Origin of the sequence: Bacillus sp. AFS077874 (assembly GCF_002566505.1) — a bacterium.
Taxonomy (GTDB): Bacteria; Bacillota; Bacilli; order Bacillales; family Bacillaceae_G; genus Gottfriedia.
On sequence record NZ_NUYF01000004.1, the window covers coordinates 113,535 to 126,128 of the forward strand.

General features: G+C 34.0%; 5 protein-coding genes. 4 read left to right on the forward strand and 1 reads right to left on the reverse strand.

Features of this window, described 5'->3' with window-relative positions:
* Window positions 1-146: 146 nt before the first annotated feature.
* Complete coding sequence (locus COJ46_RS01700; protein ID WP_097974418.1) at window positions 147-1,598, reverse strand: flavin monoamine oxidase family protein; 1,452 nt, start codon at window positions 1,596-1,598, stop codon at window positions 147-149.
* Window positions 1,599-2,463: 865 nt separating this feature from the next.
* Here COJ46_RS01700 and COJ46_RS01705 point away from each other — a divergent pair.
* The 4 genes from COJ46_RS01705 (at window position 2,464) to COJ46_RS01715 (ending at window position 10,966) form a co-directional block, all read left to right on the forward strand.
* Window positions 2,464-3,747 (forward strand): MFS transporter, encoded by a 1,284-nt coding sequence (locus COJ46_RS01705; RefSeq protein ID WP_097974416.1) that lies wholly within the window; start codon window positions 2,464-2,466, stop codon window positions 3,745-3,747.
* An 818-nt stretch (window positions 3,748-4,565) separates the two neighbouring features.
* Window positions 4,566-4,700, forward strand: coding sequence for a hypothetical protein (locus COJ46_RS24840; RefSeq protein WP_286133464.1), 135 nt, complete (start codon window positions 4,566-4,568; stop codon window positions 4,698-4,700).
* Window positions 4,701-5,338: 638 nt separating this feature from the next.
* On the forward strand, window positions 5,339-9,514 hold the full coding sequence (locus COJ46_RS01710) for a S8 family serine peptidase (RefSeq protein ID WP_097974415.1): 4,176 nt from the start codon (window positions 5,339-5,341) through the stop codon (window positions 9,512-9,514).
* A 555-nt stretch (window positions 9,515-10,069) separates the two neighbouring features.
* Entirely contained in the window at window positions 10,070-10,966 is an 897-nt protein-coding gene (locus COJ46_RS01715) for a LysR family transcriptional regulator (RefSeq protein ID WP_097974413.1), read from the forward strand.
* Window positions 10,967-12,594: the final 1,628 nt, after the last annotated feature.

The following is a 12,594-nucleotide window of genomic DNA, read 5'->3' on the forward strand; positions in this document are numbered from 1 at the left end:
GATTTACTATGAAACTTTTTTTTGAAAACACTCTAGTCAAACTTAGAATTGTAAGCGTTTTCTAAATTGATAACTAGCGGGGGAGATGGCACTGTCATTTTACGTAGCATTGAATTGCACAGTTTAAACTATATCTCCCTATTTCATTATGGAATCTCATTCACTTCATGGGCAACTCGAATTCCCGATTCAATCGCTCCTTGCATCCAACCGTGAGTAAGTGTTGTGTGTTCACCAGCAAAGTGGACCCTACCCTCCGGTATAGCAATGTATGGATATAACTCTGTTTCTTGCCCCGGTTCAAAAGCTGTGAAAGCACCACAAGAATAAGGGTTTTGACTCCAGTTTACGGAAGCTCCTGTTACGAATTCATTGTAAACTTGTGGTCCGTAAATTTCGGCTAAGTCTTTTAATACATATTGAATGCGATCATCCTCAGAAAGGCTACCCCAAGTTAACGATTCGTCTGCCCATGTATAACTTGCTAATATGACTGCACCGCCTTGTGTACCAATACCTAAGCTTGGATAATAAGTGAATCGAATCGGTAGGTCAGTTATCGATTTACCACCTTGTTGACCTTCTTTTTCCCAAAATCTACTTTTAAATTCAACCCCAATTTTTGTTGCAGACAGATAATTGATTTCACGAATCGCTTTTCGTTTCATATAGGAAAAAGAATCGTATGGTTCGACTTTCACAAATCTTAAGGCTGAAAAAGGCACGGTAATGATAGTAAGATCTCCTGTAGTAGTATAGTGCTCTAAATTTTGTTGATGAGTAGTATGGATCGTTACACTGGTTGAGTTCTGGACAAGCTTTGTCATTTTATGATGGAAATAAGTATTTTCCTTTAATTGGGGCAAAAATGCATACGGTAATCGGTCCATACCACCTGTTATCTCATAGAATCGGGTAGTTGAACTAAAGAATACCATTTCTCTTAGTACCTCAATAAAAGACATCCCCATATATGCTTCTAAGTCAAGAAGCACTCCAATCATGTCAATTGCACCATCTGAAAAGTGAGAGCTTAACATAAAGCCTAGTGAATGTTTTTTATATTGTTTTTCTAAAAGATCCCAATTCTTTTTGGGATTTTGTTTAATAAAATCAATAAAAGGTTGTACCAATGAAAGTAATAGATCCTCGGCTGTTTTCTTTCTTTCATCTGGAGCAACAGGATAATTTAAAATGCTTGGATTTTGTTCAAACTGGTTAAGACGTGTTTTAATACCGTTTGCGAAAATGATATCGTTAGGAGTACGATTAATAAATTCATTAATGGTTAACTGGAATTTTTTAATATATTCTAAGGTTAAAGAATGTGTGTCATGAATACGCATTGGTCCTGTGTTAAAGGATAACCCATTACTAAAAGGGGAGCGCAACGTATAAACTCGCCCTCCTAATCTATTATTTGCTTCAAGAATTGTGATACCATGCCCCGCATCTTTTAACAATGAAGCTGCAACTAGACCTGATAATCCGGCGCCAACTATTATAATATTTTTGGAAGCTACTGATTTTTTTAGACCATTTCTAATTAAATTTATCATTTGTTCAGTTGATAATTGATTATCCATATTCCTAGGCATCTCATCGCTCCTCTACAAAAGGACTCAATGAATTATATTCACTTATAAAGTTACCTATGTGTCCTTGAGCGGGAAGGTATTGATTAAGAGGTTATAATAGAAAAAAATTGGATTTGTAAAATTTTTCATAAATGATTAAGTAGCATAATGGAAAATTTAAAGGAGTATAGCTAATGAAGAAAATATTGCTTCGATGGAATATTACTCTGTCGGGCTTGTATATGATATGTCATATTTTATTGATTTTAACAATACTCGAATCCTAAAAAGTATCACTAATCTAATAGAATTATTCTTTTGGTCAAGCATTCTTCTATATTTGTATTTGAGAGAAAAAGAGAAAAAAATTAACTAGCTTTTTTGTTAATCCTAAAAAATAATATTATTACTTAACTGATTCTACATATAAAACACATTGAATCTAATACATCTATCCATATGTTAGTTTTATAGCTTCTGTTTTAAAAAGGAGACTTGTTTTTATGAAACTACTCAAATACTGGCTTAGGATTCCAAATGGATTAAACAGGGCACACTTACAAGTATAGTTTTTTATTACATGATTACTTGTTTTATATATGGAATTAAATGGGTAAGTAGTTTAATTAAGAAACCTTCATCTTTCTTTACTCATATAAATTTAATTCAAAAATATTCTTGTTCAAGTAATGAATGCTTTAGTTGAAGAGCAAGTAGGCTACTTTAGTAGTCTATTTTTTTTTGTTTAAAGGTTAATCATTAGCCAAATTAATAATAAGTAAATATTCTGAATTTTATTGACAAAAATTACCTCTTTAAATAAACTGATTATAAATTATATATAAAACATTGTTTTGTATATAAAACAATTGGGAAGGGTGAAAATATGTCAAATAATTTATCTTCTGTACAAAGATGGCTTGGGGTTTGTGCTATTTTAGTTGTTGTAATTATTTCATATGTCGATAGAATAAATGTTTCTATCCTCATTACGAACCATGATTTTATTAGTGTTTTTGGCATTGCGAATGATCGAGTGGCACAAGGTCAATTAATGACTTTATTTTTAATTGGGTATGGTATTGCAGCATTTTTTCTAACTCCTGTTTATGAATCATTTTTAAGTGTACGGAATGGACTATTAATTAGCATTCTTTTATGGGCGCTTTTTACGCTAATTTCTCCATTTGCTAGTACTTTATTTTTGTTTCTTTTTTTCCGGGCAGTTCTAGGTATAAGTGAAGGGCCTTTATTTTCCCTTAAAACAATGTATATTAATGACACATTTAAGAAAAACGAACGTGGGAAACCGAATGCAGTAAGTTCGATGGGTGTTTCTATCGGACTATCAATCGGTTTTCCATTTATAACATTCTTAATATACCAATTCAGTTGGGAATCATCTTTTTACGTATTATCCTTTTTGAATATATTAATTGGATTACCACTCATTTTATTTTTTATTCGCAAGACTGGTAAAAATAATAGAAATATAGTGGCTACGAAAAGTGAAGGAAGTAAGAAGCACAACCAACTATTTTCTACTATGTCTACTGCTTTTAAGACACCAGGTCTTATTTGGATTCTAATTATCGAAATCGTAACTTTAAGTTATTTATGGGGTAGTAGTGCGTGGTTACCTTCATATCTTTTGCAAGAGAAACACTTTTCTTTAAAACAAATGGGATTTGTCGCTTCTCTCCCTTTTATTGTAAGCATTGGTACTGGATTTCTCGGAGGGTACATAATTGATCGCTTACCTACGAGAAAATTAACCCTTTTATTCGTAGTTGGTGGTGTGGGAACAGCTCTTTCTATGACAATAGCTATCATATCACCAAATACTATTATTACAGCGATTGGATTAATTTTGGCAAATGGATTTTGGGGAATCCAAGGCCCAGCAATTCCAACAATGGTTCAAAATTTGTCTGATACTAAAAGTGTAGGAAGTACATATGGGATTATTAATGGCATTGGGAACCTTGTTTCGGCATTTATGCCGGCAATTATGGGAGCAATTATCGGGAATCTAGGAGGAAATAACTTTGTAGGTGGATTTTACCTATTAGTTGGAACACAAATAATTACAGCTGTTTGTGGGCTATTCTTTTTAGTTTATAAAAAAGATTTGCTCATCATAAAGGATAAAATCATTACGAATTCATAATCATTTGTAAGTAACTGACAATTTAACTAGGAATCATCGTTTGGATCACATCTTCAAAATTTTCACCGTATGGCTCAACGTTAAGAATGGACTTCAGGCGGGCAGCACGACGGACTGATCAGTAAGGAAAAGTGCACCTTCCTGTCATTCCGTATGTGTCGCTTCGGCATTAAATGGACCGATAACCACGGTCTGTACGGTTGCTACCTACATTCCGTAGGTTCCTGTTCCATTTACGGCAAGGCCGCCACACCGAACGAGCCCAGAAACCGTAAAATCAAAGATTGAAAGTATAAAAGATAAAAGGAGAGCAGCCATTACGGCTGCTTTTTGTTTGTGATTTTTCCCATTTGCCTTCCGAATCGTAAAACAACGCAAGCCGACTAACTTTCCTTACCGGTAGGACACCCGAACCTTTCCGTCAGGAAACTAAGTTGGCTAGTCAATCGATCAAGGGGCAAAAAACTTTTTCGATTAACAGCGCTATCGCAACATCAAAAAACTTTTTGTGCTGTTTCCCTTGACCGATTGCCTATGCGTGTTTTTCGTTCTCCTTGCAAAAGGGGAAAAATCCTCCCCTTTTGGGGAACATGGTCGTTTCGTTAGGCAAAAGAAAAAATGAAGAAAAAACAAAAAAACAAGGGAAAAGGAGTTTTGAAAATGGAATTAACATCAATCTTTGAAGTGGTACGAATTAAGCAGGAAATTAGGGAAGTATCATAGACGTTTGCCTTTGGACGGATTACTTCGCCAAAAGATGCACAAAAAATAGCTGCTTCCTTTATCGCAGACGAGACAGAGAAGTATTTCTTGTCCTCATGTTGAATACAAAAAACGAAGTTGTTGGACTTCAATACTGGAATACGAGTTGGAGATCGTATACTGGAGCGGTAATTTCTGGATTAGAGAAGCTGGTGTATAAGAAGCAATTAATAGTGCAACAGAATTATTAACAGGTTCTTACAACCTTAAAATGGAGTATGCAGGTAATTGGTATAGAAGCTAGTAAAGCACCTAAAAAAGTACTAAATTTGAAAATTTTCTACAATTTCTTCACTTGATCTTCATCCCCTTTAGTTCATTTTATTATGTAGCTTACCCTTACTAATTATTAATAGAAAATTGTACAGTTTAAAAACAACGTCTTGGAAATTAGAAATTGATTTATTTTGTGTTAGGCATTTTCCATTAAGGAGATATGCCTTTTTTTGTTTGTTATGGTAAATAGAGGAAAAATAGTAAATTAATGCATATAAAAGTTAAATGCATTTTTTCGACACGAATTAGGTTGTAAGTTATTAAGAATACAGAAAGTTAAGAAGATTATTAAGTATTTATTGATAGAGATTAAAAATTATTTAAGAATATTATGTTGTTTTTTTTAGAGGTATAAGAATATCTTATCGAGTGATTAATATTTCTAACTTTATTAGAAAATTCTGATTAAGTATACTGAATATAGCAAATGGGGAAGGAGATAGAATTTAGTCGAAATCTGATAGATTATGGGTTCAGTTAATTTCAGCTAGTGAAATGAAGCCTGATCGAATTCTATCAACATAAATATATTATTTGCAGGGAGACTGGATAAATGGGGAAGAAGATGAAGAAAAAGCAAACTAAATTACTAGTAAGCGCGCTAACTGCTAGTATCGTATTTTCACAAGCACAAATGGTTAACGTATTTGCACAAAGCCCAACAAAATTAGATGAAGCTTTAGCAAATCTTAACACTAACACTAACGTAGAAAGCAAATTGAATCTAACTGCAGAACAACGTCAAGCTCTTAAGAATATTGACAAGTTCAATGCACAAGGACTTCATTTATCGGACGACATAGACTTAGATAGTTCAAAGACTGTATCAGTTATCGTAGAGTTCAAGAACAAACCAAAAAAGGTTGCTGAACTTGAAGCAGCTGTAAATGGACAAGATCTATCTTCTACAGAAGCACAAAGCAATGTAGATGATGATCATGAAACGTTTAAAACTGATTTAGCAAACACTTTTAAAACAAAATCAGATGGAACATACAAAGTAAAACGTGAATTCAAAACGGCATTCAACGGAGTATCATTACAAGTTCCTGCAAATAAATTACAAGCATTAATTCAATCAGGAGCAGTTAAAGCAATCTACAGCAACCAAACGGTTCAGTTAGATGAGCCTAAAACATCTGATTCAGAAACTCTTTCAACAGAAGCTCACGGACAAGGAATGGCAGCAGAACGTTCTTACCTTAAAATTGATCAACTACATAAAGAAGGTTTCACGGGTAAAGGGGTTAAAGTCGGTATCCTTGATACTGGTATTGACTATAATCACCCAGATTTAAAAGCTGCTTATAAAGGCGGTTATGACCTTGTTGATAATGATAATGACCCAATGGAAACAACTTATGATGATTGGGTAAAAGCTGGCAAACCAGTAATCAACGGTGGTGCTGAACCTTACTACACAGAGCATGGTACGCACGTAGCTGGAACCATTGCAGGACAAGGAACAGCTAATAGCGACTACGCCACTACTGGCGTTGCACCAGATGCAAGTATCTATTCTTATCGTGTACTAGGACCAGGTGGCGCAGGATCAATGGATGCAATCATTGGTGGTATTGATCGAGCGATTACAGATGGAATGGATGTAATCAACTTATCTCTAGGTGCTGCTTACAACGATCCGTTAAGTCCTCAAAGTATCGCACTTAACTATGCAGTACTAAGTGGTGTAACATCGATCGTTGCTGCAGGTAACTCTGGAGATGCAATGTACACTCTTGGAAATCCAGGAAATGCAGCTCTAGCATTAACAGTAGGTGCAAGTGATGTGCCAACAACAATCCCAACAATGAAAGGTAACGACGATACTGCGAGCTATGGAATGCAGTTATTAGCAAAAGGATTTGATGATGATTTAAATAGCTTGAAATCTAAATCATTCCCAATTGTAAACGTGAATTTAGGCCAATCTTGGGATTACTGGGGGGCAAATACCAGAGTAGACGGAAAGGTTGTATTAATTCAACGTGGTACAAGTACAATTAACGATAAAATTTTACAAGCAAAAACTCGCGGCGCTGCTGCAGTAATCATTTACAACAATGCTGATGGTGTAATGCCTTTCTATTTAGCGGAAGGCGTAGATTTTATTCCTTCATTTAATCTATCGATGGCAGATGGTCTTGCATTAAAACAACAAATCTTAAGTGGCAAAACAACATTCACTTTTAGCGATTTAAGTTCAATCACAACAAAAGGTGATGAGTTAGCATCATTTAGTTCACGTGGACCATCTCGAGTAACTTATGATATCAAACCAGAAGTTACAGCACCAGGTGTAAGCGTGTTATCAACTGTTCCTGGATTCGTTCATAGCCCGAATAATCCAACTGATTACAATCATGCATATGAACACATGTCAGGAACATCAATGGCAACTCCGTTTGTAGCAGGTGTCGCAGCATTGTTAAAACAAGCTAACCACAATTTACAACCAGAAGATATCAAAGCTCTACTAATGAATACAGCTGACCCTTTAAGCAAAACTTATTCTGTATACGAAGTTGGTGCTGGACGAGTTGACCCGTACAAAGCTTTACATTCTTCTGTTGAAATTAAAGTAAAAGATAAAACACCAATCGTAATCAATGGTGAACAACAAGACATCAATGAAACAACAAGCGCATTAAGTTTCGGTAACGTAGCTTACACTGGTAAGGATTTAGTTGAATCTCGTTCTTTAACATTTGAGAACAACGGTTCTAAATCTAAAACGTTTGATGTAAAAGTTTCTTATCAAACAAACGTAAGAGGCTCAAAGGATGCAGATAAGAATGAAGTAACAGTTACTACAGACAAAACTGTTAAGGTTCCTGTAAATAGTAATGTGACAAGAAAAGTAGACCTTTCAATTCCAACGACAGCTGAAAAAGGTATTTACGAAGGATATGTAACTTACACAAACCAAGATGATCCATCTGAAACATATCGTGTTCCATTCGGAGTACATTATGTTGAAGAAGGAATTAAAGACTTTAAGCTTTCTCGCAACTCAATCACAAATGACCGAAATCAATTAACGAGTCCGATTATGCAGCCAGCTTTAGGAGCAACAATGACATTAAATTCTCACATGAGATCTTTAAAAGTAGTTCTGTCTGATGCAAAAACAGGTGAAGATTTAGGTATAGCAAATACGTTTGATGGAATGGGTTATGAAGAAGGAAAAACATATTTCTTCCAGCCATTCGTAGGAGCTATCTATCTTTTTGCTGATCAAGAACACAAAACGATCAACAAAGTTGCAACATTACCAAGAGAAGGGCATTACAAACTAAAACTTGTTGGTATAAATGACGATGGTAAAGAATTTGTTAATGCACAAGATCTATTCATTGATAATACTGCTCCTGATAAGTTTGAAATGAACGTACAAGGTGAAAACGGAAGAAGCCCTTTCGTTGAATACAAGAAAGGTGTAACATCAATCCCTGTTACAGCTTCTCTCCATGACCAAATGGTTGATCAAATGAGAGCAGCTGGTATCAATATTAATCAAGGTACAGTGGGTATTCCTTACGCTTGGAACAGCAATCAAATCAATGGAAAATTAAAATTAGATGAAAACGGTAACGGGTCAGACAGCGTTGCAGTACAGCAAAACTCACCAATTACACAAGTACTATTTGTTGGTGGCGACCAAGGAACGAATGCAAATGCTCAAGAAATGTATTACCTTGTTGAAGATACTTATTCATATGTATATGGTGATCCAAAAGGTCCACTTAGACACAAACAAATGATTACACATGTTGGAGATACAAGAACATCTACACTAACTGCTTACAATGTAACAAAAGTAAAATCGGCTGTTTATACTTTTAGTGCAGATACACTTGATACAAGTTTCGATAGCATTAAGTTAAACTCTGCAGCTCAAGATTTAGGTGGAACTTTAACTACAACAACAACTACAAACGGCACAAAGGTTACAGTAGTTGCAACAGTTACGTTTGATGGTTCTAAAGAAGTAACTGGCGACATCCCAATGGTTGATGTAGCAGTTAAAATTCAAGATATTCAAAAACCTACACTAGGTTCAAGTTTATATCTTTCTTCTACAAAAATTACAAGCGTTAGTGGTACTGTAACAAGCCCTTGGGGAACATTCCCTAAAATTGTTATTTTACCGAAGTTTTCTGCTTTAGGTGGTTATGTATATGCTCAAGGCTTATTCAAGAACGGCAAGTTCGATGAGTCTACAACTAGAGATTACACAAAAGAAGGATTGAAGGCGTACGTTCAAGATAAAGACGGAAAAAGATACGATGGCACAATAGCTAAGAATGGTCAGTACTATGTAAATGGTTTACCAATCACTCATGATGACATGTCAATCGTATTCGATGTTCCAGGTCATTTTAATACGTACACTAACTTCCATGGTATGTACCAAACTTTAGATGGTGAAGATTATGGCGTATCTGGTTACATTGGTTCTGATGTTTATACAGCTACTGCAGGAGACGTTAATAAAGATAATGTAATCGACATCATGGACGCACTGGCTATCCAAACATATTGGGGAACAAATACACGTAGTGCAGATATTAACGACGACGGAATAGTTGACGTAAATGACTTTGCTTATGTGTACTACAACTACGGACATGGTAACCCAACAAATCCAAATGAAAATCCAAAAGCTAAGAAAACGTACAAAGGTCAAACGTTAGAAAGCATCATCGTAGAATTAGGTTTAGATTGATTTAATTGGTAACCTGGGCAGCTTCTGCTGTTCAGGTTATTCCATTTTTAAATACTTAAACAGAAATTAAAGGAAAGGAACGATAGGAGGAGAAGCATTTAATATGAAGGTCAATTTGATAATGTAAAGATTACACTATGACTTCTCCAACAATCACGATTGTAGTTCATAACAGAAAAGAAGTAAAAACGAATAGCTTTAATAAAAATGGCCAGTTTGATATGTTAGGTCTTGAACCATCTAAAGTAGATTAGACAATTATTCAAGACATTCCTGGACACTCTACTACCTATAAAAACTATAATATTTATGAGAATAATTATGGGATGAGCAGTTAAGAAGTATAAAGGTGCAACTTAAGAATCATTTAAGAGTCAATTAGGATTACAATAATAGTAAGCTCAAAAAATCATTTTTTCGTACTTTGTCTTCATACTGTAAGCCTGTTCTCAATACTTGAGAACAGGCTTTTCATATATTTAAAAAATTTTAAAAAATAGAATATAGAAAATATAGCTTGTAGTATACTAATAATGTTGTTAGAAGGAGAAGAGTATGAATATCGAAAAATTAGTATATCTTATCGAAGTCGCCAAAACAGGTTCCTTCAGGGTTGCTTCACAAAATCTTTTTGTGAGTCAGTCTGCTATTAGTCAATCGATTACTAGTATCGAAAAGAAATTAGGCGTAATATTGTTCGAACGGTCCAAAGGTAATCGTGCAATACTTACGGATGATGGAGTAGCGATTGTTACGATTGTAAAAGAACTAAATATAAAATATCAAGAACTAATCGAAAAAGCACAGTTAATTAAAAATAATGTGAATGGTAAGCTGAAAATATCTACCACGCCAGGTTTTTTTGGAGTCCTTTTAAGCCCAATTTCAGCTATTAGAGATGACTATCCTAAAATCAATATCGAGATTTTTCAAAAGCCGGGACAAGATATTATTGAAGATATTTTGGAAGAACGAAGTGATATCGGTGTATTACCATTTATTAAACATTTACTAGTAAAAAATGATCGTCTAGTTTATTACAATTTATTTGAAGCGAAAATGAAATTAATGGTAAATAAAAACTCCCCATTAGCAGAAAAAACATTTGTTACACCACAACAAATCGTAACCGAAACACTGATTACTTATGATGGGGAATTCGTTCATTGGTTTAAAAAACTTTTCTATAGTGAGTTTGGCAGGATGAATGAGTTATTTACCACTACAAATACTGATATATTAAAAAAAGCCGTCGAAGAAAACTTAGGTGTGTCATTTGTTCCCGCCTTCAATGGAGTTGATTACAATTTGAGTGATGATGTTATATTACTGGATATTATAAATTACGATGCTGTAAATCTTCAATATGTATGGATCATGCCTAGTAATAAGGTTTGTTCAAGAATGATAAAAGACTATATATCGAAATTAAAAGAAGAACTAAAGTCATAATGTAAAAAGTGCAAACGATTGTTCTTTATTGATAAACATATGAACTTCATTGATAGCGTAAGATTTTTGGTATAAAAACAGGTGAATTTCTTGATAAAAATTTAGGGTTTTTTTAAAAAATCTAACAAACTTCTTTTATTATTAAGTCAAAAATCAATCGTTTTTGGGGTACTTATTGATACATAAAGGATATTATGTATAAGATTGTTATTCTAAAGTTAAAATGATGTATATTTTTTTTGCTGAAGTTGATTTGAGCATAAGGCTGCTCGATTCCTGTGGGAGATGCGGAAGGTTGAGACCCCACTGGCGTGAACGCGCCTGGATTAATGTAAGAAAGAATAGAGAAAAGCAGTGGAATCAATTTCCACTGCTTTTTCAACGTATTTGATTAACTTATGCATAATCTATAGTGGCTGGCCTTAAGCAGTTGTAGTTGTTAGCCTAAGGCATGGGTGTCCGCGTTGATAGGGAATATAAAGGAAGGCAGCGGCAAATTCTATGGGGCACTAACTTCATAAAAGGTAAGGTGATACTTAATTAATATGCAATACAAACCAAAGTCCTCAATGCCGAATAGGTAACAGGGAAAATGAAGAATGTACATAGAAAGAAAAGGTGTGCACTTACGGGGGAGATTACTTAATATTTAAATCAGAATCAATATATCGAAAAAAACTTGTCTTCATTGATTAAGGTAACCCATTTAGTATTTATTAGTTTTATAAATTTCGTATATATAAATCAAGAAAATAAGTACTCCAAGGGCAGATTCAATGAATCTTTTTCTATTTAATTTAAAGGAGCATTCTATTAAATTTCTTCCTTTTATTTCAGCGATAATTAAAATAATTACACAAATTATACTTTCATATTTGCCTCTTTTGTTAAATGAAATTCAATTTTTTTTAGAGATAAAAACAACTATAACATACAAAACAAAATATATGTTATTATTAACAACTATGTAGTTTTTATTGTTAATATTAATGATATTTATAATTGTTTATACGGAAACTACGCCTGATGGACAAGTATACATATATCCTGACAATGTGTTCAACGATGTTGCCCGTAGGCATCTCTTCACTCCTCTATCTGCTCCGTCTGCTCCTGGATTGCTGCGCCTCCAAAACCAATAAAAAAATATAAAGAAGCACGTTTAAGTCAAATCAAAAAAATTAGGAGTACAATAAAATGAAATGGCCTGTTCTCTATATATGAGGACAGGCTTTTTTTAAATGAATCATATTCAAGAATGAGCTTTTTAAGTAATTGAATTTATCACATTTAGAGATTTAAATTATTACCAAATCAATGGTTAAGTTTGAATCTATTTTATGAAATTGATCTAGAAGTGTATTCCTATCTTCCAAACAAAAGTGACTAGCAGATTTTTGTTGGGTTGCACTTATATTTTTAAGAGAAATAGGTAATTTAAAATAAAATTAAAAATATATCAATAAAATATAGGTTCATAATTTATCAGATCAACCTCAACGATTTTACCATCAAGTATATGCTCCTAATTTTTCAAAGAAATATTAGGAGCAAAGAATAGCCCGAAGTATCTCCTCGGTATGATTGGAAGAGAATAAAATATTTAGTTTTCCGATGTTCCGTTCCAA

Bases quoted from the DNA above. Each gene is read 5' to 3' on its own strand.
- COJ46_RS01700 (WP_097974418.1), bottom strand. From the start codon at position 1,598: ATGCCTAGGAATATGGATAATCAATTATCAACTGAACAAATGATAAAT.
- COJ46_RS01705 (WP_097974416.1), top strand. From the start codon at position 2,464: ATGTCAAATAATTTATCTTCTGTACAAAGATGGCTTGGGGTTTGTGCT.
- COJ46_RS24840 (WP_286133464.1), top strand. From the start codon at position 4,566: ATGTTGAATACAAAAAACGAAGTTGTTGGACTTCAATACTGGAATACG.
- COJ46_RS01710 (WP_097974415.1), top strand. From the start codon at position 5,339: ATGGGGAAGAAGATGAAGAAAAAGCAAACTAAATTACTAGTAAGCGCG.
- COJ46_RS01715 (WP_097974413.1), top strand. From the start codon at position 10,070: ATGAATATCGAAAAATTAGTATATCTTATCGAAGTCGCCAAAACAGGT.